Origin of the sequence: Limnobacter parvus, from assembly GCF_024623725.1 — a bacterium.
Classification (GTDB): domain Bacteria; phylum Pseudomonadota; class Gammaproteobacteria; order Burkholderiales; family Burkholderiaceae_B; genus Limnobacter; species Limnobacter parvus.
The window spans coordinates 42409-68536 of sequence record NZ_JANKHG010000005.1; the positions used below are offsets into that span (position 1 = coordinate 42409).

A 26128-nucleotide genomic window follows, 5' to 3' on the forward strand; every position below is an offset into this window, starting at 1 on the left:
TTGGGCGCCAGTTTTTTTATCTGCCTTGCGGTGGTGTTGCTGATCGGGCTCAGTTCCGCTAGGCAAGCCAAAGCAAGCGCGTCTGATTACTTTGTGGCAAGCCGCAGCATTCCTCCTTGGTTGGTGGGGCTGTCGGCTGTAGCCACAAACAATTCCGGTTACATGTTCATTGGATTGATTGGTTACACCTACGCCGTGGGCATTCAATCAATCTGGTTGATGGTGGGCTGGATCGCGGGCGATTTGATTGCCTCCAAAATTGCCCATGAACGCATGCGCGACGAAGCTGATCGCGTTCATGCCAACGGCATTATCAGCCTGCTTGCGCGTTGGGGTGGCACCAACAGCCGCAGTTGGCAAGTGCTGGCTGCCTTGGTCAGCGTGGTATTTCTGGCCACCTATGCAGCTGCACAAATTTCTGCGGGAGGCAAGGCGCTCGAAGGCATGCTCGACATTCCCATGTCCATTGGCATGAGCATGGTTGCCGTGGTGGTGATTGCCTACAGCATTGCGGGTGGCATGCGCGCTTCCATCTGGACCGACGCTGCCCAGTCGCTGTTGATGGTGGTGTCGATGGTGGTGCTGTTGGTGGCGGCAGTGGGTCATTTGGGCGGGCTGAATGCCGTGTTCGAACGAGCAAATGCAATCAATGGCTTCATGAGCCCAATGCCAACTGGCCTGGATATTTCAGGCTTTGCAGGGCCGGTGGCTTTTGTAGTTGGATGGATGTTTGCTGGTGCTGCTGCACTGGGGCAACCGCACATCGTGAGCCGCTTTCTGGCCCTGCAAGACACCAAACAAATGAACAGGGTGCGCCTGTGGTACTACAGCTACTACCTGCTGTTCTACTGTTTTGCCACAGCGGTGGGATTGCTTAGCCGCCTGTATTTTGGTGAAAGTGCTGGCTTTGATCCTGAACTGGCCTTGCCCAATATGGCGCGAGACCTCTTGCCACCCTGGCTGGCCGGTTTGATGTTGGCAGGCATTTTTGCTGCAACCATGTCGACCGCAGATTCACTGGTGTTGTCGTGTTCATCGGCCATTACCCAAGATCTCCCTCGAAAACAATCTGAAAACCGATTTTTCCTGAAGGCGGCCACGGCGGCCACTACCTTGTTCGCACTGGGCATTGGCCTGTTCAGCGAGCAAAGCGTATTTTCACTGGTGGTATGGGCTTGGGGCACATTGGGTGCTGCATTCGTGCCCATTCTGATCTGGCAAGTGCTAGGAGCAAGTTTGTCTTCCTTGGCAATGCTAAGCATGTCGATTGCAGGGGTGACCGCAACAATAGTTTGGAAGTTTTATGGCTTTCCAGCTACCTTCTACGAAGGGGCATTTGGAATTTTGATTGGTCTGGTGCTGGGCGTATTTGTCAGCACAAAACAAAGGCCAGTGAATTGACTACGTATAAGTACTGGACATTATTTCACCCTGTTAACCCGATTGGGGGGATGGGGGTGATACCCCAACTTGTTAAATTGGTAGCTGGGCTCGAGTTGAGTATTCAAGTCTAGGCGCATATAAAAATATCAGCATTTAGCTGTAAATACTAATTCCAGGGCGACAGGTTTAATGAATTGGTTAGTGGAGGATTTTGCATTCGCTGCAATGGTACTTTCAGAGTCAAATCTGTCTGGCCTAGCTTTTGGCTTTTTCGCATCGCTGTTGGCCATGACAGTGGGCGTGGAAGTTCGAATCAAGAATCCCACAGTGATTGCCAACAGTCCCGCTTTGATTCGCCGGGGAGCTCCACTTACCCTGTTCGCATTGGCCATGTTTTTTGCAGCCACTCTAGCCGACTTGAATCTCCCCGCGTCGCGTGAATCTCGATTCAGTCTTGTCGGCACACTTGCTCTATTTCCAGTGGGCATCCTCTTACTACTTGCCGCAGATTACATTCTGCAAGCGCTCAAACATCGCCCGCTGCTTTTCCGGGCTTTTTATGTTTTTTCAGGTGTGGTGCTGCAATTGTCCATACAGGCAGCATTCATTCTTTTGCCAAATGACCGTTCCATCTTGCAAATAAGCTGGAATGGTCTTGGCACATTGGTTTTGGTTCTGGTTCTTGTTTTGGGGTGCATGAGTCAATTTGTTCACGACACTGCACTGGGAAAGTTCAAGTGCATCCGTAAACGGATGGTGCACATCTTTGGCATTGCCGGGTTGAATCAGCTGATCGCTTACAGCTTGATAGGATTCATTACCGTGGTCGAGGGCGATGGAGCGGTATCTTGGTTCGGCTTGTGGACTGATCGGGTGGGTTATGAACTTTTCATCAGTTTCTCCGCCCTGTTCATGATTTCTGTGTTGATGTGTTATGTCTATGTGCTGTTTGACAAGTCAGTACAAGTTCTGCGCGCAGACAACCAAAAACTGCGTGTGTTGAAACAAGATGCATTGGCTCAGGTCGCCAATGCATCGGAAGAACTTGAACTCGAGAGAACCCGCATTGAGCAGCTCGAGCGGTCAATCGAACTTGTTCAGCACGACCATGAAATGTCTGTAGACAGCCTGGTGGCTGCGGTAGCGACCCTTGAAGACGGCGTGTTTGAATGGGACATTGAGCATGAAACAATGGCTTTCAGTTCGACATGGAGAAGGCTGTTCGGGCTCGATGATGTTTTACAGCCCGCTTTGCCTGCAAACATCTGGCGAGCTGGTGTTTTGTCTGAAGACATCAAAAGTCTTGATGCTGCCCTGCACGCCTGTTTAACCGGAGAGGTGAGCAGTGCAGCCGTGCAGATTCGTTATGCAACATCGTATGGATCCACGCTAAAGCTCGAAATTAATCTGGTGGCCGTCAAGAATGCATATGGTCTTCCCAGCAAGGCGGTAGGGATTATTTATGACCGCACCGAAGAAATGGATCTTGAATTGTCGATCCGGGAAGAATTGAATGAAGAGTCTTTGTTGTCGTCGAGAAAATCCCAGTTTGTATCGTACCTTTCGCATGAAATTCGCACACCCATGACGGTGATCGGTTCAGCCAAAGCGCTGCTTGAAAGTACCTTGCAGAAGGAACAAGTCAATACGGAAACAGCCTTGCATTACATTGATCAGATCGGTGGGGCATTGAGGTCACTTCGGGCGTTGGTCGACGAAACCTTGATGTTTATGGGTTCGAATTTCGCCAGAAAGCACCTGAACGTCACTTTGTTGAATGTCAGCAAAGTGTTCAACCAATTTTCTTCTCTTGAACAGCGCCGTCGTCACGGTCAACATTGGTTTAAGTATCATCTGGATCCAAGCCTTGAGAAGATGGATTTTTATTCTGACGAGTATGTGTTCACACAAGTCATGAGGCAAATGTTGGCTTTCGCGGAAAGCAAAGAATCTGACGCGGGCAAACTGACCATCAAGATGAACAATGATCATACGCTTAACCTGTGCATCGAATTGAAAGCATGGCCAGCATGGATGATTAAAGGCGGACAGTTGGAGCCGACTCACGACAAGGAAACAGTGGTTCCTTTCAAGGGAGAGTGTTTGCCATTTACCTTATTGCTGACCAAGCGTGTGATTCGCTTGATTAACGGCCGCATTATGATCAAAAATCGTGGCGTTCGCCATTGGTTGTGTGTTGAGTTGCCGTCCATGAAGGAGGATGCATGCCACGTGTGATGATCGTAGAAGATGATTTGACAATTCTGAGCAATCTGTCACAGATACTGCAATTAAGTGGTCTGGATGTGATCGAAGCGCACGATGGCGATGTGGCATGGACCATTTTGCAAAGCCGCTTGGCGACCGGCGCGGCCCTGCCCAAGTTGATTGTGAGCGATTTGATGATGCCCAAGATGGACGGATTTGAGTTGCTGGCGGCGGTGCGGGACCATGCAGAGCTTGAGTCAATTCCGTTTGTACTTTTAAGCGCACGCAGTGATGCCAGCGACCTTCACCAGGCATTCACTTTGGGCGCCAGCGAATATCTGGTCAAGCCATTTGAAGTGGATCAACTCATGGATGTGATTCGGCATTTTCTTTCCAAGACTACACAGCCACCAGATGAAGTCCCTGGCTATAACAACAAGGCCAATACGGATTTTTTTCTGGAATAATCTGCTGATCACCCGTGGTGCTTCGCTTCTTCCGCGCTGATTGGGCATTGAAACTATAGAGCGAATTTAATTCGTAACCAACACCGACACGCTAAGCAGTCGCCCAATCGCGCCATCAATGCCAGCAATGAAGTAAGGCAAGCTGACCCAAAGAACCCACAAACCCACGCCAATCGTGATGGAAAAACCAATCGACATCACGTTCAGTTGGGGCGCTGCACGTGCCAAAATACCGAGCACAATGTTGCTGATCAATACAGCAGCCAGCACCGGTAGAGAAATCTGTAGTGCAAGCATAAACATGATGCTGCCGGCCTGTGCAATGTTCTGAGAGTTGACCACCGTTAAGTTTGCGCTGATCGGTATAAGCTCAAAGCTTTGAACCACTGCCGCGATCACCAGCAAGTGGCCGTCGATAACCAGAAAGACCAAGCTGGCCAGTACACCGAGAAAACTACCGATCAACGGTGTTTGGGAACCCCGGGAAGGGTCGATGAATTGGGCGAACGCAAGCCCCATTTGTAGACCCAATAAATCACCGGCCATCTCGAACGCGGCAAACACCAAACGCATCGAAAATCCCATGGCCACGCCCACCAGTATTTGCTGTAGTAGCACGGGAATTGCCTGCGCAGACGTTAATACGGGGGGGGCGGGCAGCAGTGGCATCATCATGACCGCGATGAGAGCAGCCAGGGCAACACGTGTTCGTCGTTGTACAGTCCGATTGTCGAACACCGGAGCGGTAGCCAACATCGCAAGGATGCGAATGAAGGGCCACAGAAATGTGGCAATCCAGATCTCCAGTTGTTCGCCGTTGATGGGAACCATACTGCCCGGTTTAACCGATCACGTTGGGGATGTTCATGATGAGGCGTTGCGTGTAGTCGACCAAAGTGGACAACATCCATGGCCCCAGCAGCAGCAACGTTGCAAAAATACCTAAAATTTTCGGGATGAACGACAAGGTCATCTCATTAATTTGGGTTGCTGCCTGCAAAATGCTGACCAACAAACCGACCACAAGGGCGACGACCAACAATGGGCCGGAAACGATCAACATCACTTCCAGTGCGTTTTGCCCCAAATTTAGTACAGTTTGGCTATTCATGAGTAAATGCCCAATTCCGTTCAGGTTTCAAAGCTGGCCACCAGCGAGCCGACCAGCAGCGTCCAACCGTCGACCAATACAAACAGCATGAGCTTGAATGGCAATGAAATCAACATGGGGGACAGCATCATCATGCCCATCGACATCAGCACGCTGGCCACAATCAAATCAATGACCAAAAAAGGCAGAAAAATCATGAAGCCAATTTGAAACGCAGTTTTAAGTTCGCTGGTGACAAATGCCGGAATCAAAATTCTTAAGGGCACATCTTCTGGATTCTCTACATTCTCAACTTTGCCCAGTCGCATGAAGAGTGCCAAGTCGGGTTCGCGCGTTTGCTTCAACATAAAGTCTTTCATGGGAATGCTTGCGCGTTCGGTCATTTCCTGAAATTGAATTTCATTGTTGGAAAACGGCAGGTAGGCGTTTTCATACACCCGATCAAATACCGGGGCCATGACAAAAAAAGTAAGGAACATGCTTAGGCCAATGATGACCTGATTGGGTGGCGAGTTCTGAGTGCCCAACGCCATGCGCAACAGTGACATTACAATCACGATGCGGGTAAAGCCAGTCATCATGAGCAACAGGGCAGGCAAAAAGCTAAGAAAGGTAAAGAACAGCAGCGTTTGAATGGGCACGCTGTAGTTGGTGGTGCCGTTTGCACCGGGGCTCGCCGTGACGCCGGGCAGCACTTGCTGAGCCTGCGCTTCAGGTGCGAGCAGTGCAAGGCCAGCAGCCAGAATGCCAAGCCATGCGAGTGATGTGCCCCAGCGCGCGTTGAGCATGCTCATGGCTTCACCTTTGGGTTTTTCATGCGTTCCAGCATTTTTGCAAAATTGGCCGCCGGGTTTTGCATTTGCTCAAGCTCAATGCTGCCAGCAGGCATGCTGTGCAAGGTGGTGATGCTGTTGCTGGTCATGCCCAACATCAGCCAGGTGTCGCCCACTTCAACCAGAACAATTTTTTCCCGTGGTCCCAAGGCCGAGGTGGCCAACACCTTGTAAAATCCACCGCGCTTTTGTTGATTGGTGAACCCCATGCGTTTAAGCAGCCACACCAGTGCGAACAACAGGCCGATGACGAACAACAAGCCCAATGTGGTTTGAAGCAGGTGACCTGTCACTGGTGACTCAGCCGCAGGCATGACCATCGCGTTGGCTTCAGTGGCGCCCTGGTTTGCAGCTTCTTGGGCCCAGGCCATGCTGTTGCCCAGCAATGCGCCCCCAGCCAAGAACAAAAGGCGCATGCCCTTTGCGAAAGGGTTGCGCCTTGTGATCAGTTTTCCCACCGTACTTCTGTATTTTTTTTGTGTGTGCATGCCTTGGTACTGCGAAGTGGTTTTAACGGTTGAGCTTTCTCAAACGCTCTGAGGGCGTAATGATGTCGGTCAAGCGAATACCAAATTTGTCGTTGACTACCACCACTTCACCCTGCGCAATGAGGTAGCCGTTCACCAACACATCCATGGGTTCGCCAGCCAAGCCATCCAGTTCAATCACGGAGCCTTGAGCAAGCTGCAGAATGTGTTTAATGGGTATCTTCGTCCGACCCAGCTCAACAGTCAACTGAACCGGGATGTCGAGAATCATGTCAATGTCGTTCTGAGTGCCCGATGCCACACTTCCGGCGAAGGGCTGAAACAAGCCAGATGCGGGTTTCGCGTCACTGGCCTTGGCGAACAGGTTGTCAGTGTCGCTGGTGGACGTGGCGCTTGTGCTGGCCTGTTCAGCCAGTGCGGCTGCCCAATCGTCGGCTGCGTCGGTAACGGTTTCTTCGTGCTGTTCAGACATGGTCTATTCCTTATCTTGATCGCTATTCGTGTGTTTTTTCGGTTTGTTTGGCATCTTTGCTCAGCAAAGCCTCCAGATTCAGGGCGTCTGCGTGGGATTCGTTTTGAACCGCCAACACTTCTTCCACTTTCAGGGCGTATTGCCCGCCACTGGTTCCGTAGCTGCAATTGAATACCGGTACATTGTCGACGCGGGCTTCGATCACCTTGTCGATTTCAATTGGGATTACATCGCCAATTCGCAGTTCCATGATGTCTGCCACTGTCAGCGGTGCGCTGGCCAAGCTTGCAACCAGATCCACTTCAGCCATTTGTACCTGCTTTTTCAACATGGTGACCCAACGTTTGTCGGGCTCTGCCTGATCACCCTGCATGCTTGAATACAGCAAGTCGCGAATGGGCTCCATGGTGGAGTAGGGAATGCAAATGTGCAACGAACCGCCGCCGGCACCCAACTCGATTGAAAATGAGGTGGTGACCACAATTTCTGAAGGCGTTGCAATGTTGGCAAATTGGGTGTGCATTTCAGAGCGCAGGTAGTCTGGCTTCAAAGGAAACACGGGTGCCCAGGCCTTGATGAATTCTTCACGAATCACTTCCAGCATGCGCGCAATAATGCGTTGTTCGGTTTGCGTGAAATCTCGACCTTCTACACGGGTGTGGAAGCGACCGTCGCCACCAAAGAGGTTGTCGATTACTGCGAACACAAGGCTTGGGTCGAAAATGAACAGGGCGTTTCCGCGCAATGGACGCATGGCCATGATGTTCAGGTTGGTGGGTACCACCAGGTTTCGAATGAATTCGTTGTACTTCAAAACCTTCACTGGCCCAACCGAAATTTCCGGACTGCGGCGCATGAAGTTGAACAGGCCGATTCGGATCAAACGTGCGAAACGCTCGTTGATGATTTCCAGCGTCGGCATGCGGCCGCGAACAATACGTTCTTGCGTGGCCAAGTTGTAGGGGCGGACGCCTTCATGGGTCTCAGACGCGTCTTTCGTTTCTTCTTCGCCGTTGACACCCCGAAGCAGGGCATCGACTTCGTCTTGTGAAAGGAATTCTCCGGGCATGGTGCTGGGCGTCCTGTTACTGAATCACAAAACTGGAGAAATGTACGTCGCGAATACCGCGTGTTGGATCTTTGGGGTCACCTTTGATGGTGACTCGGGCCAAATCCACCAGCTCATCCATCAGGCGTTGCTTGCCTTCAATCGATGTCAGGTCACCCACATTTTTTCCAGACAACACCAACAAAATGCGGCTGCGGATTACGGGTGTGAAGTTTTTGATTTCATCAGCCTGTGTGGCACCACTGACCTCGTAGGTAACTCCGATTTGCAGGTAGCGTGTGCTGTCGGGTTCGGCCAGATTCACCACGAACTGATCCATCACAACAAATGTGGGTGGCCCCAAAGGTTCTTCGACTTTTTCCTCTGCGGCACCGTCACCAGACTGACCGGCCAACATGAAGAAAGCAGCAGCGCCGCCTGCGCCAAGAACCGCTAAAACGATTGCAAGAATCAAGATCAGTTTCTTCTTGGATCCCTTTGCGGGCGCAGCTTCTGGTACTGCTGCAGCGGGTGCCGGGGCAACTCTGGCCATACTTGACTCCGTAAGTTCAAATGCTGTTGTGTGTCACTTTCAAACTCTATTGTGTCTGAAAGGTTTCTGAGCAAACCCCCGAAAAGCCGTGTTGTTTTGACTCTATTCATTCGTAAAGCTTGTTTGGTCAGGCGAACAGGTCCAGTTTGCCGTCTGCCTTGCGAGCGCTGCCTGTTGCGGTATTTGCTGCAATCGATTCTTGCTCGCTTGAACCCCCGTTGGCGGATTGTTGGCCACCCCGGTTTTGTCCATTGCCCTGATCAAACTGTGATTGTGCGTTGCTGTTCTGACCATTGGCATTGCTGCCGGGCGAGTTGCCATGTTGAATTTGAACTTGGTTCAGTTGCAAGCCATTTTGTGCCAGCACTTCTTTCAGTCCACCCAAGGCTTGGGTCAGCAGGTTTGCCGAGGCTTCGTCTTGTGTGCGAATCACCAATTGAACCTGCTGGCCTTTTTGAACCAGGCGCATGTTCATCGGCCCGAATGTTTCCGGGTTCACGCGAATGTCCACGGTCGACATGTTTTTGCCGATTGCCCAGTTCACGGTCTGGCCTAGTTCTTTGGCGAAGCCTGGTTGATTTACCGGGGTTTTGATCAAGGCTTGGGGGGCGGTGCCCGTTGTGCCAGCCAGCCCATTGGTGCCCGCAGCGATGCCATTTGTAGTGCCGGCAGTTTGCAAACTGCCGTTGGCCAGAATTTTTTGACCCACTTTCAGTTCTTCAGCCTCCAGCTTGCCACCCAGGTTTTGTGCCTGTTGGGCAATTTGCGGCGCAAGCTGGGCCGCCACCGGATTGGTATTGCCCACATTATTGGCGGAAGTTCCTGTTTGTGCCTGCACTTCGGCTTTCGTACTCACGTTGCCGCTGCTCAACAGGGCATCCAACTTCGTATTGCCTGTTGATGTTTTGTCTTGAGCCGGGCTGGTGTTTACCGTTGTTTGAACGGTTTGTTCCGTGTTGACCAGTTTGGTGCTTGAGTCTACTGCAACTGTTTTGAGGGCATCGCCTTGCGTTTCAACTACTGCGGCCGCGTTGCCTGCAGCCAAGGTGGCGGCAGGGCTTGTAGTTGCTGATGTGGCGGACGTAGCGGCTGCGGTTGTTAAGCTGGCGCCTTCTGAACCTGTATTTTCAGTGTTGGCAGTTTTCACCTGTTCAGCCGAAGGTTTACCTTCCACAGCGGTTTGTTCAGTCGTTGAGTTGTCATTGGGTCGGGCTGCCTGACTGGTTGGCTCTGGAGCCTTTTCAGCAGAATTCGCTTTGTTGCTACTGGCAACTGGCGCCTGCGAAACATCCGCTTGCATCGGCGTTGCACTGGCAGGTTGCATCCAGTTGCGCTGCGCCCACATGGCGGCCTGTGCTGCCTCGGTATTCACATTGCTGTCGCTGCTCTTTTTGGGCTTGTCCTGTTTAAATAGCGATTCTCGCAGCTGCGATTCAATGCTGTTCAATTGGGAATTTGGAGTCATCTTCCCCATGGCGGAACTGAACAGGTCGTTGAAGTTTAGTTCAACCTGCTCGTTGGCCTGCTTGGGCTTGCCACCCGTACTTTGGGTTTGAACTTTGTTGATGTTGTTCATGGCTTGTGTGCTTGTGCTCAAGAGTGCTCTCCAGCGGTTTGAACCCGATAAATGCGTGCAGCATACTCATCGTTCATTTTTTGATCACGTTTGTTCTCCAGCTTGGCCTGCTTCAACTTTTCGCGTTCAACCAGTGCTTCGAATTTGCGTTGTTCGGCCAATGCTGTTTGCCATTGCGTGCGTTGGTGGGCCAGGGTGGTGTTCAGAAAATCGATTTCACGGGTCTGCTGAGCCACTGCCTCGCCGATTTTGCCGACGAAGGCCAACTGGTTTCGCAATTGTTGGCCTGTCATGCCAACCGAGGCTTTGTTGTGCATGCCGCCTTCGCATTCATCGCGGTAGGTTTGCAGCATGTTCAGCTTGTCTTGACCCTGCACCAACTTTTGCTGGGTAGCAGCCATGCTTCGGGCCAGGTTGTCGGCCTTTTCGCTGGCCTGTTCAATCAGAATTTGCAGCACATTGCTCATAAAGACCCAAGCGTTTTAATGTTTGTCGTTCTTGAATTCATTGGGAAACAGCGATTGAAGACCTGCCAAGGCTTCATCGAAACTTGCACTCTCTAACATTGACTGTTGCAGCAGGTTTTCAATCTTTGGATAAAGGGCCAAAGAATGGTCCAATTGCGGGTCTGCCCCGGGGGCATAAGCGCCTACGGTAATCAGATCGCGGTTGCGCTGCACCCTGGAAAACGCGGCTTTCAGGCCCCTCGCGGCATTCAGGTGGCCTGCTGGCACAATATTGTGCATGGCGCGTGAAATTGATTGTTCAATGTCAATGGCGGGGTAGTGGCCACTTTCGGCCAGTTGGCGCGAAAGTACAATGTGCCCGTCCAGAATTGCACGGGCTGAGTCCGCGATCGGGTCTTGCTGGTCGTCGCCCTCTGTTAGCACGGTATAAAACGCGGTGATCGATCCGCCGCCTTTGCGGCCATTGCCCGCGCGTTCGACCAGCGTGGGCAGCTTCGCAAATACACTGGGTGGGTAGCCTTTGGTGGCAGGTGGTTCGCCAATGGCCAAGGCGATTTCTCGCTGTGCCATGGCGTAGCGGGTTAGCGAGTCCATAATCATCAGCACATTGTGACCCTGATCCCGGAAATGTTCAGCCACCACTTGGGTGTATGCGGCACCTTGCATTCGAAGCAGTGGGCTGACGTCCGCCGGGGCCGCAATCACCACACTGCGTTTTAAGCCCTCTTCACCCAGAATTTGTTCAATGAATTCTTTCACTTCGCGGCCACGCTCACCGATCAGGCCCACCACAACACGGTCGGCTTTGGTGTAACGGGCCATCATGCCCAGCAACACCGATTTGCCTACGCCTGAACCCGCCATCAAGCCAATTCGCTGGCCACGCCCTACGGTAAGCAGGGCGTTAATGGCACGAACACCCACATCCATGGGTTCGGTTATGGGTTCGCGTTCCAGCGGGTTGATTGGGCGGGCGGCCAAGGGGCAGCGTTTTTCGAATTTCAATTCGCCCAGTGTATCCAGCGGGCGGCCATTGCTGTCAACAACCCGGCCCAACAGGCTGTCGCCCACGGGCAGGTGTTTGGTTTTGTCTTCTGGCCTGCGCCAGGGGTGGGCTTTAACGCCCAGTTTGGGAGCGATGGGGGGTGGTTCCTGCGCAATCACTTTTGCGCCGGGGGTCATGCCGTGTACATCGGTGGCGGGCATCAAAAACAGTTTGTCGCCGTTAAAGCCGACCACTTCCGCTTCAAGCGGGGGCGCGCCTTTTTGCACCACAGTGCACACGCTGCCAACAGGCAACTTCAAGCCCACAGCTTCCATCACCAAACCAGCAACGCGGGTTAACTTTCCGGTGGCAACCTGGGGTTGGCTGTGTTCAACCAGAAACTTGCATTCATCAAGCCAGTCCAGCAGGTCTGCCATTTAGTCTGCGTCCTTGTCGGAATCTTCGTTCAAATCGTCGGGGTTAATGGGTGTGTTTCTACCCAAGGCCTCAATGGCGCGCAGCCAGCGGGTTTGCAATGTGGCGTCCACTTCGCCTTCTGGGTGCTGCAGCAAAAAGCCGCCTTGCAGTTGTTTTGGGTCTTCGATCATGCGCAAATTGCCAAGCATTTGCTGGTCGCCGAATTGGGCTTCCAACACACGGATGGTATTGGGGTGCGCACGCAAAGCCACTGCCTTGCCATGCAGTTGCATGGTTTCAAGCACCTGGTTCAGCAGTTCAGCCGCTTGCTCTGGGTGCATGGCCAGTGTGTCGGAAATCACTTTTTTACTGACCAACACGGCCAAGTCAAGCAGCTTTTCTGACAGCTCGCCTTTAAACCGCTCAAACTCGTCTTCCATTGTTTTTGCAGCCTGTACCAACACCACGCGTTCGTTGTGTGCCGCATTCCAGCCGGCTTCATAACCGGATTGCTGACCGCGTTCTTCGGCCAGTTTCAAGGTATCGCGTTCCAGTTCTTCCAGCTGTTTTTCGCGACGGGCCAGTGCCTCTTCCCATTCCTTCAAGCGCAATTCCTCGGCTGTGAGGGGCGGGGGTGGGGTGGCTTGCTCCGTGCGTTGACGGTCCAGTTCCGACATCATTCGGTCAACCGGGTTTTCATAACGTGAGCCAATCAGTTCGACAGACCAGTTGGGCAATTCAGCGGCATCCAGGCCGCGAATAATTCGGCTAGACGAACGCATCGTCGCCTCCACCACCCAGTACCAGCTCGCCTGCATCAGCCAACTTTCTGGCCACTTTCAGTACATCTTTTTGTGCCGCTTCCACTTCCGATAGCCTTACTGGGCCACGGCTTTCCAGGTCGTCGCGTAGCGCTTCCGCAGCACGGCTAGACATATTCTTGAACACTTTTTCACGAATGGCTTCGTCTGCACCTTTCAACGCGATTACCAGCAAGTCGCTTTGAACGTCGCGCAGAATACTTTGCATGCCGCGGTCGTCAATGTCGAGCAGGTTGTCGAATGTGAACATTTCATCCTGAATGCGCTGACTCAGTTCGTTGTCGTATTCACGAATGGTATCCAGCACAGTTTTCTCGGAAGTGGTGCCCACAAAGTTCAGGATTTCAGCTGCAGCACGTACGCCACCCAAGGTGGTTTTCTTCAGCTTGTCGCCACCGGCCAGAACTTTGGACAAAACGTCGTTCAGTTCAATCAGGGCATTGGGCTGTATGCCATCAATGGTAGCAATGCGCAACACCACATCGCTGCGAAGGCGGTCCACAAACAAATTTAAAATGGCCGCTGCAAAGTCGCGTTCCAGGTGCACCAGAATGGTGGCGATAATTTGCGGGTGTTCGTTTTTGATCAACTCTGCCACTGTGCCCGGGTCCATCCACTTCAGGCCTTCAATGCCGGACGTGTCGCTGCCCTGCAGAATACGGTCAAGCAGAAACCCCGCTTTGTCTTCACCCAGGGCGCGGGTCAGTACGCTGCGAATGTAGGCATCAGAATCAAGTCCCAAGGCGCTTTGGCTTTGCGCCATGTTGACCACTTCACCGGCAATCTCTTCAATACGGTCAATTGGCACGTCTTTGGTTTTCGACATTTGCTGGCCAAGTTTCTGGACTTCTTTGGGCCCCAGGTACTTGAATACTTCAGCGGCTTCTTCTTCGCCCAAGCTCAGCATCAAGATTGCGCCTTTCTGAATTCCCAGTTCGCTTTCTGCCATGGTGTTTCTTCCTTGTAGTACTTAAGGCGTTTGCTTTAAGCGTTTTGTGTTTCGCCGTTGACCCAGTTTTTCACGATGTTGGCGACAATTTGCGGATGCTCTTTGGCCAGCAGGCGAAGCTTTTCAAGCTTTTCCTGGCGGTTCATGCCGGGCAAGGTGCCTTCGCGTTGAAGCTGTTCCAGCAATTCCATGTCGTTGTCGCCACCCACCTGGTTGGCCAGCAAGGGGGTGCGTTGGCCCGGCAACAGTTCAGGGCCATCGTCATACAGTTCAAGTTCAGCGGGTTTCATCAAGGGGCGGAACACACCAAACACCAGAATGGCTGCAATCAGCGCGATACCTATTGGCATGCCCAGTGATTTGGCTAGGTCCATGGTTTCTTGCTGAGCCCACATCGGGATGGTGTCTTCTTCTACTTTTGTGAAGGCCTGATTCAGCACATTCACGGCGTCGCCGCGTTGTTCGTCAAATCCAATTGCCTGCTTCACAAGGCTGTCAAGCTGGGTAATTTCCTCGGGAGTTAATGGCACCTGGCGCGTTTCGCCTTTGGGGTCAGTGATGGTTTTGAAGTTCACCACCACCGCGGCAGACAAGCGCTCGATTTTGCCCACTTGCGATTTGGTGTACTGCACTGATTTGTCCACTTCGTAATTCACGGTGGAGTCTTTGCGCATGCTGTTATTGGTCTGCACCGGTGCATTGTTGCCGCCGTTTGCACCATTGGCCAAAGCCTGCTGGGGGTTTTGACCAATATTGGCTGCAGCCTCGCCTGGGGGCTGATTGGCCATCACACCGGGCACGCCCTGCGGGTTGTTGCTGCTGCCGTCATTCGACTCGCTGATTTGCTGGCTGCGAATGGTGGCCTGGGTGGTGTCACCGTTGGGCTTGTAAATTTCGTCGGTCCGCTCGGAAGTGGAGTAATCCATGTTGGCGGTGACTGTGGCGCGTACGTTTTCGCTGCCGAATACGGGAGTGAGAATGTCGACAATACGGCTCGTCAGGCTTTGTTCAATCTGGTTGGTGTAAGCCAATTGGGTAGGATTCAGACCGCTTTCCAATTGGGTTTTGCCGGTCAGCAAGCGGCCAGACTGGTCGACGATGCTGACGTCTTCCGGGTTCATGCCAGGCAGGCTTGATGCCACCAAATGCACGATGCCATTGATTTGCGGTTCCGAAAGCGTGCGGCTACCAAACAGGTTCAACACAATGGATGCGCTGGGTGTTTGCTTTTCGCGAATGAAAATAGAGGGCTTGGGGATGGCCAGGTGCACGCGTGCGCTTTGCACTGAAGAAATCGACTGAATGGAACGAACGAGTTCGCCCTCAAGGGCGCGCTGGTAGTTCACTTGTTCCTGAAACTGGGTAATGCCCAGCTTCTGGTTGTCCATGGCTTCAAAGCCACTCACGCTGCCTTTGGGCAGGCCTTGGCTGGCCAAGGTTAGGCGGGTGTCATACACCTTGTCTGATGGGACCAGAATGGACGTGCCTGCGGTGTTGAACTGATAGGGCACCTTCATTTGAGTTAGCGCTTCCACAATCGCGCCGCCGTCTTGATCGTTCAAACCGCTGAACAGTACCCGGTAGCTGGTCTGGTTGGCCCACATCAGTAAAGAGGCCAGCACAGCGATCAGAATCGGTACGCCCACCAGAATACCCATCTTGTTTTTCTGGGGTAGTTTTGCAAAACGCCGCTGCATATTGGTGATCGGGTTGTTGCCGACCGGGCCGATCACTTCGGGGCTGCTTAGAACTTCTGCCATGTATTACCTGCGTGTGGGTTAAATTGTTCTACCCATGCATTGTGCTTGGGCGGCTACGCAAGCAAACCGGTAAAAAGGGGCCCTTAACGGCATCTATTTCGAAAACTTGAGAGCATGTTTCAAAAAATAGGGGGCTTTTTACCCCCTTATTGCACGAAGGCTTTGCCTGCCTTGCCTGTAAAAAGACAGGGTAGAACTAAAAATTCCGTATGGAGTGCTTCATGATTGACAAGATGGGGGCCGTGAGTGGCCTCAGTGGCCTGTTGAGCAGTGCCGTGACCGATGCCTTGAAGGGCTCGCCTTTGGCTGGCAAACCACAGCCTCTTGACCAGGCTTCTTTTGCCGACGCCATTTCGAAAGCGTTGGAAAGCGCCAGCATGGCCGCCGACAAATCTGCAGAAATGGGCAAACGCCTGCAAATGGACGACCCCACTGCGTCGATTGAAGAAACCGTGATCGCCATGAACACATCTTCATTGCAGTTCACGGCGGTGGTACAGGCGCGCAATAAAATTTTGCAGGCCTACAACGACATTATGAATATGCCAGTGTAGGCATGAGTCCAGTGTGATGACGGCGGTAGCGGTGGTAAACGGAGTTTTCTTACATCAAGGAAGGACAATTCCGACATACATGGGTGCGTGAATAAACGACGATAATTCTTCAACCAAGGAGAATTGCCATGACTACTCAACACAAAGATGCCATTGCCTTTCTGATAGCAGATCACAACAAAGTGAAAGCGCTGTTTGAGGAATTTGAGGGTTTGACTGACCGTTCCAAAGCCAGAAAGAAAAAAATTGCAGATCAAATTTGTCATGAGCTCACCATTCACACCGAAATTGAAGAAAAGATCTTCTACCCCGCAATTCGTAAACCATTGAATGACGATGATCTTCTTGATGAAGCAGTGGTTGAGCATGCCAGTGCAAAAGATTTAATTACGCAGATTCAGGAGATGGACCCAAGCGACGATTTGTACGATGCAAAGGTTCAAGTGCTTGCAGAACAAGTAGAGCATCATATTGAAGAAGAGGAAAAAGACATGTTTCCGAAACTGCGCAAGACCAATCTGGATTTGCTTGCCTTGGCCGAGAAAATGGAGTTGTTCAAATCAAAACAGGTTGCCAGTGTTTAATTCAGGTACCCAGCTACTGCAATTGGTGTGGCGGTAAACTTGTAGGAGTTACCACATCAATTACTCGCAGCTTACTTCTTTGAAGAAGCGGCCGCCAAGCCGCTATTTCCTCAAAGTAAAGCTGGGAATGCAGGCAATGGTGTGAAGTCGATTGTTTTCAGCTTGGGAAGATGAGTTTTCAAGTCCTCAAATCTGTTTTCGTAATGCGCATCCAATCCTGACACTTTCAAGCTAGCGAGTTTTGATTTTGCAGGTGGCTCTGTAAGCCACTGCTGCACAACGCCATCAGCATCGAAGGAATCCCTGTCGATGGAATGAATGGTGAGTGCTGTCAAATTGGGCATGTTCAATAAGGCTGTCAGTGTTCTAGACGCGAAATGGTTTTCTGCCTCATGTAGCGACTGATAAGTTTCCCGATCGTTCATCATCAAAATAACTGAGAGCTCCAGATCAACACCAAGCTGTGCCAACTGTTCAATGTTTCTAATCGGCCTGTAGCTGTGCCTCAGTGGAAATCCCTCAATACCGATTAGTGAAAGGTCAGGATTGTTTGCATGTAAAACTTCCAAATTTTTATGCAAGTTCAGGTAGTCGCTTGCCAGGGCGTAGGCGGCATTAAATCGAAACGTTTGAATGCCCAGTTGCAGCTTCAGGTTCGAGAATATCTGTGCAACGTGGGTATTGTTTGATTGAATAACAAAAGCCTTCGATGGCACGGCAAGTGCAGATATATCGAATTCCTTCAGCCCAGCCCAACCCTTAAGGGAAAGGTTTTTCGCGTTTATCTCACGGATGTGAGGCTGCGGCCGCGATTTTATGACCAGGGTTTCAACTTTGGGTAGTTGTGCGCTGAGTTGTGCAACGCGTTTCGCATTGCCTAGAATGCTCTCATTGCATTGAAATGACTTCAATTTTTCAAATATGCTTCGGCGAATTAATTTGTTGGTGAGGGCCAGGTGGGCCACGCTTTCGGGCAAACCCAAGTAACTTAGCACCAAGTTGTCGATGTGCGCCGTTGGGCCAGTGGGTTGGAACAGTGGAAACTCTTCTACAATTTTGTTAATGGCCCGCTTTACGCCTTGTTGAGTGTTGTTTGTGGCAACTTGTCGACTGGCGGGTCTGTGTGCTGTGTCGCTCGTGTTGACTGGGTTCATGGTGTTTCACTTTCAGAAGTCGTTTTGGTAATTTATTGCAGCATTTGGAAAAGAAATGGCTTATCCAATTTAAGTGGTACTAATTGGCAAATTGGTTCACGCCATAGCGCATTCAATGGCACACTCAATGGCAAAATAAACGCACACAATCCGGAGCAATACCATGCTAGAACCCTTGCCCATCGCACTTGCCCATTCACCTAGCGCGCAAACCCTGAACATGTTGCCGCATTTGGCCAACCGCCATGGCTTGATTACCGGGGCAACCGGCACAGGTAAAACGGTGACCTTGCAGGTATTGGCCGAGGCGTTTTCAAGAATCGGCACGCCGGTGTTCATGGCCGATGTGAAGGGCGACCTGACCGGCATTTCCCAAGCAGGCAAAACCTCCCTGAAGTTTGAAGAACGCATGAAAATGACAGGCATTCCCATGCCTGAGTTTGGGGGTAGCCCGGTCACGTTGTGGGACGTGTTTGGCAAGCAGGGCCACCCGGTGCGCGCCACCATTTCCGACATGGGACCGCTGTTGCTGGGCCGCCTGCTGGGGTTGAATGACACGCAGGAAGGCGTGCTGAACCTGGTGTTCAAAATTGCCGATGACAACGGCATGTTGCTGCTTGATCTGAAAGACCTGCGTGCCATGTTGCAGCACGTGGGCGAGAACGCGAAGCAGTTCACCACTGAATACGGCAATGTGTCGTCGGCTTCAGTGGGGGCTATTCAGCGGGGCTTGTTGGCGCTGGAAGGGCAGGGAGCCGAAGCATTTTTTGGTGAACCGATGCTGAACATCGACGATCTGATGCAGACGGACACAAACGGCCGGGGCATTGTCAATATTCTGGCCGCCAACCAGCTGATGAATTCGCCAAAGCTGTACGCCACTTTTTTGCTGTGGCTATTGTCAGAATTATTTGAAAACCTGCCTGAAGTGGGCGATGTTGATAAACCGAAAATGGTGTTTTTCTTTGACGAGGCCCATTTGTTGTTTACCGATGCACCCAAGCCCCTGATTGAAAAAGTAGAACTGGTGGTTCGCTTGATTCGCTCCAAAGGCGTGGGTGTGTACTTCGTGACCCAGAACCCCTTGGACGTGCCGGATTCCGTATTGGGTCAGCTGGGCAATCGGGTTCAGCACGCCTTGCGTGCGTTCACGCCGCGCGATCAAAAAGCAGTGAAGGTGGCTGCTGAAACCATGCGACCCAATGAAGGCCTTGACATTGAAGCTGCAATTACCGAGCTGGGTGTGGGCGAGGCACTGGTCAGTTTTCTGGATGCCAAAGGCACACCAGGCCCCACATGCCGCGCTTGGGTGTACCCGCCCGCGAGCAAGTTTGGCCCTGCCAGCCCAGAGCAGTGCCAGGCACTGATTGCGAATTCACTGGTGGCGGGTGTGTACGAGAAAGCAGTAGACCGTGAATCGGCTTTTGAAATTTTGAAGGCCAGAACCGAGCAGGCCATGGCTGCGCAGGGTGCAGCCGAAACTCCAGCAGCCAAAGGCACCCAATCCCCTGAAGAAAAAAGTACTTTGGGCGGACTGGGCGATATGTTGTTTGGTACGAAAAGCGGCAGCGGCCGTAACCGACAAAGCGTGGCTGAAACCATGGCAAAAAGCGCTGCCCGCACGATTGGTTCCCAAGTGGGGCGTGAACTGATACGTGGCGTTTTGGGTTCTTTGCTGGGTGGAAGCAAACGGCGTTAAGGTTTCAAAAACCGCGCTCAGTCGATGGAATGAAGACTAGAGCGTTGTCTGCGTTCTGTCGCCAACAAAAAGCGCTGCAGACGACGTTCGGCACCCCGGTCCATTGTCTTCATTTCACAGCCCAGCTGAACTTGGTCTGCATCGTCGCTGAGTCCTTTGACGTTGCGAACTGTCAGTTCCACCAGCATGCTGCCCTCGCCATCGGGCAGGGTGAGTCGAACATCCTTAAGCACATCGCCGGATTTGTGGCAACTCGGTTTCCCGGGAATTGTGAATCCGCAACCCGCCAGGCTGATGTCGATCAAGCTGGCTGTTCCCTGTGTGGAAGGAACTTCCAGCTTCACTTGTGAGTTCAGTTCATCGTCGGCCATAACCCGAAAATAATTTCGGCGCTGCAAGCGAACAATTGACTTCGGAATCGCAATTCGAAGCGCGCCAGCGTTTTGGTATTCGCTTTGTAAAATGCCAATGCCAGCGAACTGTACTTTTACGCCGTCAGGGAAACTGACCATCACATAGGCAGTGTTGGCGCCGCAATTTGCACTGAGCGCTTTTTCATAGGGAGTACCAAGCCAGATCAAGCCTGCACTCCAGTCAATGTTCAACACTTCCGTTACGAATTGAGTGTGATCCGCCTGTAAGTAAACATAAATTTCATGCTCGTCTTCATCGATGCTGTTAAGCAATTTACGAACGGTGGGCACGGCACTCAGACTGAATTCTTGCAGCAGCTTTTGATCGCGTTCCGGCGCGATACTTGTATTTTGACTCATGGCTATCCCTCTGTATTGAATTCTTTGTTTTCTATTTGATACACCCAAGCCAGCAATTCTGCAATGGCTTGATAAAGACCGGGTGGAATTTGTTGGTCCAGATCAATATTCATCAGCAGTGAGACGAGTTCACGGCTTTCATGAACGAATACACCAGACTCCTTGGCTTTTTGAATGATCTGCTCAGCAATCAACCCTTTGCCTTTGGCCACTACTTTGGGTGCGCCTGAATGTTCCAGGTAGGCCAGTGCAACTGCTTGTTGGGGGCTTAAGTTATTCGCCAATTTTCACCCCCGATTCCACCATGAACTGCCCGTGAACCAGCTTGAGTCCTTGATTGTCCATCGCTTGTTGAAACTCCTGCCAATGGGGGTCAATCGCTTTTTTGCTTTGCGCAGGTCCGGATATTTGAACATCGCATTGCGAACCTACCATGCGAACACGAACGTGGAGTTCACCCAAATGAGCCATGTCCAGTTTCAGCCTGGCCACCCAAGGACGCGCGGGCTCTTCACCAGCCTCTTCAGGTTGATCGGAAGGGTCGTCTTGGTCAGGTTCGATGTCGATTTGAATGGGTTGTCCCAGCAAACCGCTTAGTGCCAGTGAAATTCGATTATTGTCCAGGGTCGCCAGTTGTGCAGTCACCATTTTCACGGATTGATCCAGGGCACTGGGAGCCAATCCTTTTTCGCTAATCACCTGGTCTTGTCCAAACCTCGCCTGGGGTTCGCGTGCAATTTGGTCAGTGCTGCGTTGTCCGTTGGCCCATTGCTGCAAATGCGATTCATAGAACAAACCACTGTTTTCAACTGCAGCGCTGACCTGTTTGGCCAGCACACCTGCCAGGTTGTTGTTCAGCATACTTGTATTCTTAATCTGCTGGCTGGCTTGCAGGGCTGCACGTGGGTCGGTTTTGGCGGCGGCAAGTTCCGAATTGTTCGCAGCACTGTTTTCGAGCAAAGCGTTCATCGTGGAGTTGGTTTGCGCCTGAATCTGGGTGCTGAGTTGCTTCAGGCTGGTCATGACCGTGGTCGACACCTGGGTGGGGCTGCCTTTTCCCAGCCTTTCCAGCAAACCAATCAATCTGGCTGAACCGGAAAGCCGGTCTACAAAACTCGGCGATTCCTGTGCTTCGCCTTCATCGCCAGTGACAGGCAGGGTCGTAATAAGGTTGCGAGCATCTGCAATCTTTTTATTGCCGCTGGCGCCACCTGCGGACAGGTCATCGCCTTTGCTGGCCAAGGCAAAGCTGACGGTGACCATTTCGCCCGCAGTCAGTGAACGGCCCGGTGGCAGTTTCACTTGAATATTTTGACCTGCGAATTCCAGTTCTGCTTCACCACCAGGGCCGCTCTTGTTGACACGGACCATCACGGTCTGGCCGGCAAGCTGTTGGGCCTGTGGCAGGGGCAACTGACGCGACAAAATGGCAACCACGGGTGCTATTTCACCCTTGCCAGATGCAACCCGGTCACCCGGGTTCGATTGAAGTACGGTGTTGACGTTGGGTGGAGCCGATTTAACCGGGCTTAATGACATGTCTCACACCCGTTGCCGTTAGCGCAATGGCTCAGTTGGATCCATAAGAGTTGCTGAGTTTCTGCGAGTTATTGGCTGCGCGAAGAAATTCTTCCAACTGCTTAAGGCGAGGTTCAGTGATGTCGCGAATTGCAGCGTCATCGGCCAGGATTTTCTTGAGATAACCAATGTGCTGGCTACGTTCTTTTTCATTCAGTTCGATTTGTTGTGCCTCTTTCACAGCTTGTAGTTCATGAATAAGTTTGGAACATTGTTCCTCCGCAGCACACAAATCGTCCCAGTTGCCAGCCTTGGCGGAATCCAGCATCAATTGGCTTTGATTCGCAATGGCCGCGTACAGTTTCATGATTGCACCGTTGTGTTCTGTCGCAAAAATCATGGTCGAAAGCAGTCCTTTAAATGTTGTTATGGTTTGCTTGCGGTTTGGCCAATTTCAAGCCAAGCGCCACGCAGGTCTTCCAGCAGTGAGATGCAGGTGTCCATGCGTTCAGGGTTGTTCTGGGCATTGGCAAGAATCAATTCCTTGCCGATGTAGTCGTACAGCGAAAGCAGTTGCTCGGCAAGTGCGCCACCGGCATTGACATCCAGCGAAGCCGTCAGGCCATCTTTGATGATGCGCAGCGCTTTGTCCACTGACTTGGCCTTCATTTCAATATTTTGCATTTCCATGTAGATCTTGGCTTTGCGAATGGCTTCAATCGCGCCTTCGTACAGCATCACAATCAGGCCGTGGGGGGACGCGCTGTTTATGCCTGTTTCCAGGCCCACTTGTGCATAAGCTTTTGCGCCGTACATCATGGATGCGTTCACTTGTTGGTTTGTCTAAAACAAATAGTAGGCTGCTTATCCCCTGTTCGATACGAACAAAAACAGGGGTTTTACGGCACAGTTCCGGGCTTACCGTTGTTGGGCAAGCGCGGCAAGTTGCTGGCTTAGGTATGAGCTGGTTTGTTGCATGCTGGCCAGCATGGAATCAAGTGCACTGAACTGTGCGCGGTAACGTTTTTCAATTTGTTCCAAACGAAGGTTGAGTCGGCCTTCTTGATCATCCAGGCGCAGTTTGCGGCTGTTCAGTCCGTCTGTCCGGGCCACCAAGGTGCCCCCTTCATCGGAAAGCGTACCGATCCAGTCGCTTAGGCGTTCTGCAAGACCTTTGCTAAAAGTAATTGTACCCATGCCGCCAATTGCGCCCTGTGCCACCGAGAACTGAAGGCCTTCGCTGGGATCGCCCGTAGCGCCTGTTAGTGTGTTGCCCACACCCGTGCCCGCCAGTCCATTCAAAGTACCAGCCACTGTGTTGCTGCCGTCGTAGGCTGTGCTTATATTGATGGCGTAAGTACCTTCCTGGGTCATGCTGTTGGCGCCAATGTACCGTACCCGGGCATCGGTGGTGGTGGCCGTGTTGGAAAACACTTTTTCCAGAATGGACGGGTCCGCTGCCACGGCTGTGTCAAGTTTTGATTTGTTCAGCGAGAGTACGCCATCTTGGTCAAAGCTCAAGCCAATGTCGCTTAGCCCAACGCCATACTGGGCCACTTGCTCGCGAAGAATATTGCGCAGTCCGCGTTCCAGGGTGGACGGTGTGGTTTCCCTGGACAATGTGGCATCTTTCTGTTGCTGGTCTTTCAGGTTACCGCGAATCTTGTTGTATGCCGACACGAAACCATCCAGGGTGGTTTTTAGCGCAGTGTCGTCTAGCCCAACATCGATATTGATTGGTGCTGTCGTAACCGCTTTCAGGTTCAGTGTCAGGCCTGCGACTGCATCCGTTACAGTGTTGCTGGCTTTGCTGACGGGCAAGTTGTTGATCGTAAAATTGGCATTCAGTGCGGCTTGCAGGGTGTCGGCATTTTTGCCTGCACCTGCTGCGGCAGTGGGGTCATAGGCCAAACGGGAAAGTCCGCCTGTGTCGGTGTTGTTGCCATCGGCATCGGCCACTTCAAGCTTGAAGCCGTTCACTGCACCCGTTTCCTTGCTGGTCAACACCAGTCGCGAACCTGCACCATCGTTGACGATGGATGCGGTAACACCCGCATCGGCGTCGTTGATGGCTTGCCGTATGCCGTCAAGGGTTTGTTGACCCGCACCGATATTGATCATGACCGGTGTTTTGTCGGCATTGTCGGTGAATGTGTTGGTGTTGGAATCGTAGCTGCCCAAAGTAATGGTCAGGCTGCCTGTGCCTACAACACTGTCGGAGGTCGCCACACCCGCAGCCGCCACGCTTTGGGCCTTGGCCAATTGGCTGACTTCAATGCTGTAAGAGCCCTTTGCGTTGGCAGCGCTTGCCGTGGCCGACACCATTTTGTCGTCGCTGGATGTGGCTTTCAGCGGATTCAAATTGCTGAGATTGGTCAACTTGTCAGCGGCTGTTTTTAAATCGGCAAAAGAATTCTTGATAATCCCGTAAATGGAAATCTTGGTGTTGATCGCAGTGCGCTCTTGGCTCACTTTGTTCAGTGGCAATCGCTCGGCAGCCATCAATGAACCAATGATGCCTTCGATGTCCAGACCTGAACCAATGCCTGCGGATGAGATACCTACCATGACTTATTCCCCTTGTTGCGTTCTAGGCTTCGCGAGACATTAGAACGCCTTGCATTTTTTCGATGGCTTTTGCGATTTTCAGCATTTCTACCGAAGGAATCTGCTTAAGAATTTCCTGAGTTTCCCGGTCAACAATCTGAATAATTGGTTTGCCATTGTCGTTGTCGACTACAAACTTTAAATTGGATTGGTTGCCGCTAAGCGCCGCGTTTGCTTTTTGAACCACTTCCAGCACTTCGCCCACACTAAGCTCAGCCTGCTCGCCCATTAGCGGTTTGGCTGCGTTGCCCGAAGGCGCTTTGATGTTGGTTGTTTCCTGCGGTTTTTGCAGGGCGCTCGCATAATCTGCCATGTTTGAAATGTTCATTTTCGCCACCTTCCAAATTCTAAGCGGGCAAGACAAGCCCCCATGACTTGATTAACGGCAGGTTTAGGGGTTTTCTTTAATGTTAAAAAGCCCGGTGAGCTTGATTCACCGGGCTTTTTGTTTGATTCGAACCCACTTGTGGCGGGTTCTGGTCTGTTTTCAGGTAGATGCCTGAATTAACGCAGCAAGCTCAACACGTTGTTGGGCAGCTGGTTGGCCTGGGCCAACATGGCAGTACCAGCCTGCTGAAGAATCTGTGAACGGGTCAGGTTCGCAGTTTCCTTGGCGAAGTCAGCGTCCATGATTCGGCCACGGGCCGAGTTCAAGTTGCTGCTGGTGGTTTGTAGTGAGGAAACAACTTGCTCAAGGCGACTCAAGCCAGCACCAGTCGTAGCGCGCAGGTTGGTGATGTCGTCAATCGCTGTGTCAATGTCAGTGATGGCCTGTGTGGCGTTGGCCACGGAGTCCACTCCGCCAAAGGCAGTCACGATTGCGGCTTGAGTTGCGCCACCCAGGGTGGTTTGCAGGTCGTTACCGCCGGCAGCACCTGTGTCAGTCAGGTTCACGGCCAATGTATCGGCAGCGTCGTTGCCTGAACCGATTTGCAGTGAAACCGATTTGTTGGCAGCCAGGAACACGGCGTTGTCGTTGAATGTGGTGCCTGTGGCAACACGGCCTACTTCGTTGGCCAGTTCAACATATTCGCGGTTCAGGTTGGTGCGGTCGGTTGCGTTCAATGTGCCGTTTTTGGCTTGAACACCCAGTTCACGCATACGCTGCAGGTTGTCACTGATTTTGCCCAAGGCGCCATCAGCCACTTGCAACAGTGAAATGCCATCGTTGGCGTTGCGGGATGCAACATCGAAGCCTTTGATCTGGGCTTGCATGCGTTCTGCAATGGCCAAACCAGCGGCATCGTCTTTGGCGCTGTTGACACGCAAGCCAGAAGACANTGTATTGATTCCTAACATTTAGGACCTCCTAGCGGTTGAATTGATAAAACCTGTGTGAAGGGTTTTATCGCTTTGGGTTATGTAACCCTTGTGCAGTTTCTTTTACTGACATTTCGTTTAACGGAGGTTTGCAAATAAACTTAAGCTAATTTATTGATTTAATTAAAATTAATTTTGATTAAGTAAAAAAGGAAAAAGATTATCCCTCCTTAGGAGGAATAATCTTTTGAAGTAGTAAGTGGTTTGGCTAATTTTTAATTCATTACTGCAACAGGCTCAATACGTTGTTGGGCAGCTGGTTGGCCTGGGCCAGCATTGCCGTGCCTGCCTGTTGCAGAATCTGTGAACGGGTCAGGTTCGCTGTTTCCTTGGCGAAGTCCGCATCCATGATTCGGCCTCGTGCGGCTTGCAAGTTGGTGC

The 26128-nt window shown here is 51.9% G+C and carries 29 protein-coding genes; 6 read left to right on the forward strand and 23 right to left on the reverse strand.

The window, feature by feature from the left end; translation table 11 throughout:
• From NSP04_RS02145 to NSP04_RS02155, 3 genes are all read left to right on the forward strand, one after another.
• Nucleotides 1-1401, forward strand: a complete 1401-nt coding sequence (locus NSP04_RS02145) for a sodium/proline symporter (protein ID WP_257510699.1) — start codon at nt 1-3, stop codon at nt 1399-1401.
• A 171-nt stretch (nt 1402-1572) separates the two neighbouring features.
• Nucleotides 1573-3621 carry a histidine kinase dimerization/phospho-acceptor domain-containing protein gene (locus NSP04_RS02150; RefSeq protein WP_257510700.1) on the forward strand — a complete coding sequence of 683 codons (2049 nt, stop codon included), beginning with the start codon at nt 1573-1575 and terminating at the stop codon, nt 3619-3621.
• Nucleotides 3609-4058, forward strand: a complete 450-nt coding sequence (locus NSP04_RS02155; protein WP_257510701.1) for a response regulator — start codon at nt 3609-3611, stop codon at nt 4056-4058. Before NSP04_RS02150 ends, NSP04_RS02155 begins: the two co-directional genes overlap by 13 nt.
• A 66-nt stretch (nt 4059-4124) precedes the next feature.
• Here the strand turns inward: NSP04_RS02155 and fliR are convergent, their stop codons facing one another.
• The 13 genes from fliR to fliF all read right to left on the reverse strand — a co-directional run bounded on the left by fliR (nt 4125) and on the right by fliF (nt 15538).
• Nucleotides 4125-4889 carry a flagellar biosynthetic protein FliR gene (fliR, locus tag NSP04_RS02160; protein WP_257510702.1) on the reverse strand — a complete coding sequence of 255 codons (765 nt, stop codon included), beginning with the start codon at nt 4887-4889 and terminating at the stop codon, nt 4125-4127.
• 10 nt (nt 4890-4899) lie between these two features.
• Entirely contained in the window at nt 4900-5169 is a 270-nt protein-coding gene (fliQ, locus tag NSP04_RS02165) for a flagellar biosynthesis protein FliQ (protein WP_257510703.1), read from the reverse strand.
• Nucleotides 5170-5189: 20 nt separating this feature from the next.
• Entirely contained in the window at nt 5190-5963 is a 774-nt protein-coding gene (gene fliP, locus NSP04_RS02170; protein ID WP_306815212.1) for a flagellar type III secretion system pore protein FliP, read from the reverse strand.
• Nucleotides 5960-6418, reverse strand: coding sequence for a flagellar biosynthetic protein FliO (fliO, locus tag NSP04_RS02175; protein ID WP_257510704.1), 459 nt, complete (start codon nt 6416-6418; stop codon nt 5960-5962). The genes fliP and fliO overlap by 4 nt, the downstream gene beginning before the upstream one ends.
• Before the next feature lie 94 nt (nt 6419-6512).
• Nucleotides 6513-6962 (reverse strand): flagellar motor switch protein FliN, encoded by a 450-nt coding sequence (gene fliN, locus NSP04_RS02180; protein WP_257510705.1) that lies wholly within the window; start codon nt 6960-6962, stop codon nt 6513-6515.
• A 22-nt stretch (nt 6963-6984) separates the two neighbouring features.
• Nucleotides 6985-8031: a flagellar motor switch protein FliM gene (gene fliM, locus NSP04_RS02185; protein WP_257510706.1), complete on the reverse strand. Its 1047-nt coding sequence runs from the start codon at nt 8029-8031 to the stop codon at nt 6985-6987.
• Nucleotides 8032-8047: 16 nt separating this feature from the next.
• Nucleotides 8048-8563: a flagellar basal body-associated FliL family protein gene (locus NSP04_RS02190; protein WP_257510707.1), complete on the reverse strand. Its 516-nt coding sequence runs from the start codon at nt 8561-8563 to the stop codon at nt 8048-8050.
• Between the two features lie 127 nt (nt 8564-8690).
• Nucleotides 8691-10160 carry a flagellar hook-length control protein FliK gene (locus tag NSP04_RS02195; protein ID WP_257510708.1) on the reverse strand — a complete coding sequence of 490 codons (1470 nt, stop codon included), beginning with the start codon at nt 10158-10160 and terminating at the stop codon, nt 8691-8693.
• Nucleotides 10157-10606: a flagellar export protein FliJ gene (gene fliJ / locus NSP04_RS02200; protein WP_257510709.1), complete on the reverse strand. Its 450-nt coding sequence runs from the start codon at nt 10604-10606 to the stop codon at nt 10157-10159. The genes NSP04_RS02195 and fliJ overlap by 4 nt, the downstream gene beginning before the upstream one ends.
• A gap of 15 nt (nt 10607-10621) precedes the next feature.
• A complete protein-coding gene (gene fliI, locus NSP04_RS02205; RefSeq protein ID WP_257510710.1) occupies nt 10622-12028 on the reverse strand; it encodes a flagellar protein export ATPase FliI in 1407 nt (468 codons plus the stop codon).
• Nucleotides 12029-12790, reverse strand: coding sequence for a FliH/SctL family protein (locus tag NSP04_RS02210; protein ID WP_257510711.1), 762 nt, complete (start codon nt 12788-12790; stop codon nt 12029-12031).
• A complete protein-coding gene (gene fliG / locus NSP04_RS02215) occupies nt 12777-13778 on the reverse strand; it encodes a flagellar motor switch protein FliG (RefSeq protein ID WP_257510712.1) in 1002 nt (333 codons plus the stop codon). The genes NSP04_RS02210 and fliG overlap by 14 nt, the downstream gene beginning before the upstream one ends.
• Nucleotides 13779-13813: 35 nt before the next feature.
• Nucleotides 13814-15538, reverse strand: a complete 1725-nt coding sequence (gene fliF, locus NSP04_RS02220) for a flagellar basal-body MS-ring/collar protein FliF (RefSeq protein ID WP_257510713.1) — start codon at nt 15536-15538, stop codon at nt 13814-13816.
• 221 nt (nt 15539-15759) lie between these two features.
• Here fliF and fliE point away from each other — a divergent pair, with 221 nt between their 5' ends.
• Nucleotides 15760-16092: a flagellar hook-basal body complex protein FliE gene (gene fliE / locus NSP04_RS02225; RefSeq protein ID WP_257510714.1), complete on the forward strand. Its 333-nt coding sequence runs from the start codon at nt 15760-15762 to the stop codon at nt 16090-16092.
• 128 nt (nt 16093-16220) lie between these two features.
• Complete coding sequence (locus NSP04_RS02230; RefSeq protein ID WP_257510715.1) at nt 16221-16676, forward strand: hemerythrin domain-containing protein; 456 nt, start codon at nt 16221-16223, stop codon at nt 16674-16676.
• 110 nt (nt 16677-16786) lie between these two features.
• Here the strand turns inward: NSP04_RS02230 and NSP04_RS02235 are convergent, their stop codons facing one another.
• Nucleotides 16787-17830 carry a hypothetical protein gene (locus NSP04_RS02235; RefSeq protein ID WP_257510716.1) on the reverse strand — a complete coding sequence of 348 codons (1044 nt, stop codon included), beginning with the start codon at nt 17828-17830 and terminating at the stop codon, nt 16787-16789.
• A 163-nt stretch (nt 17831-17993) separates the two neighbouring features.
• On the opposite strand from NSP04_RS02235, the gene NSP04_RS02240 reads away from it, so the two are divergent.
• Nucleotides 17994-19529 (forward strand): helicase HerA-like domain-containing protein, encoded by a 1536-nt coding sequence (locus tag NSP04_RS02240; RefSeq protein WP_257510717.1) that lies wholly within the window; start codon nt 17994-17996, stop codon nt 19527-19529.
• Between the two features lie 17 nt (nt 19530-19546).
• On the opposite strand, the gene NSP04_RS02245 is transcribed toward NSP04_RS02240, so the two are convergent.
• From NSP04_RS02245 to NSP04_RS02285, 9 genes are all read right to left on the reverse strand, one after another.
• A complete protein-coding gene (locus NSP04_RS02245) occupies nt 19547-20302 on the reverse strand; it encodes a flagellar brake protein (protein ID WP_257510718.1) in 756 nt (251 codons plus the stop codon).
• Between the two features lie 2 nt (nt 20303-20304).
• Complete coding sequence (locus NSP04_RS02250; protein ID WP_257510719.1) at nt 20305-20586, reverse strand: EscU/YscU/HrcU family type III secretion system export apparatus switch protein; 282 nt, start codon at nt 20584-20586, stop codon at nt 20305-20307.
• Complete coding sequence (gene fliK / locus NSP04_RS02255) at nt 20576-21841, reverse strand: flagellar hook-length control protein FliK (RefSeq protein WP_257510720.1); 1266 nt, start codon at nt 21839-21841, stop codon at nt 20576-20578. The genes NSP04_RS02250 and fliK overlap by 11 nt, the downstream gene beginning before the upstream one ends.
• 31 nt (nt 21842-21872) lie before the next feature.
• Nucleotides 21873-22220 (reverse strand): flagellar protein FliT, encoded by a 348-nt coding sequence (locus tag NSP04_RS02260; RefSeq protein WP_257510721.1) that lies wholly within the window; start codon nt 22218-22220, stop codon nt 21873-21875.
• Between the two features lie 26 nt (nt 22221-22246).
• On the reverse strand, nt 22247-22651 hold the full coding sequence (gene fliS, locus NSP04_RS02265; RefSeq protein ID WP_257510722.1) for a flagellar export chaperone FliS: 405 nt from the start codon (nt 22649-22651) through the stop codon (nt 22247-22249).
• An 87-nt stretch (nt 22652-22738) separates the two neighbouring features.
• The gene (fliD, locus tag NSP04_RS02270; RefSeq protein ID WP_257510723.1) at nt 22739-24388 is read right to left on the reverse strand and encodes a flagellar filament capping protein FliD; all 1650 of its coding nucleotides are present in this window, start codon (nt 24386-24388) and stop codon (nt 22739-22741) included.
• A gap of 22 nt (nt 24389-24410) precedes the next feature.
• Complete coding sequence (locus NSP04_RS02275; RefSeq protein WP_257510724.1) at nt 24411-24755, reverse strand: flagellar protein FlaG; 345 nt, start codon at nt 24753-24755, stop codon at nt 24411-24413.
• Between the two features lie 176 nt (nt 24756-24931).
• Nucleotides 24932-25726 (reverse strand): flagellin N-terminal helical domain-containing protein, encoded by a 795-nt coding sequence (locus NSP04_RS02280; RefSeq protein WP_257510725.1) that lies wholly within the window; start codon nt 25724-25726, stop codon nt 24932-24934.
• 244 nt (nt 25727-25970) lie between these two features.
• A partial coding sequence (locus tag NSP04_RS02285) for a flagellin (protein WP_257510657.1) occupies nt 25971-26128 on the reverse strand: 158 nt, incomplete at its 5' end.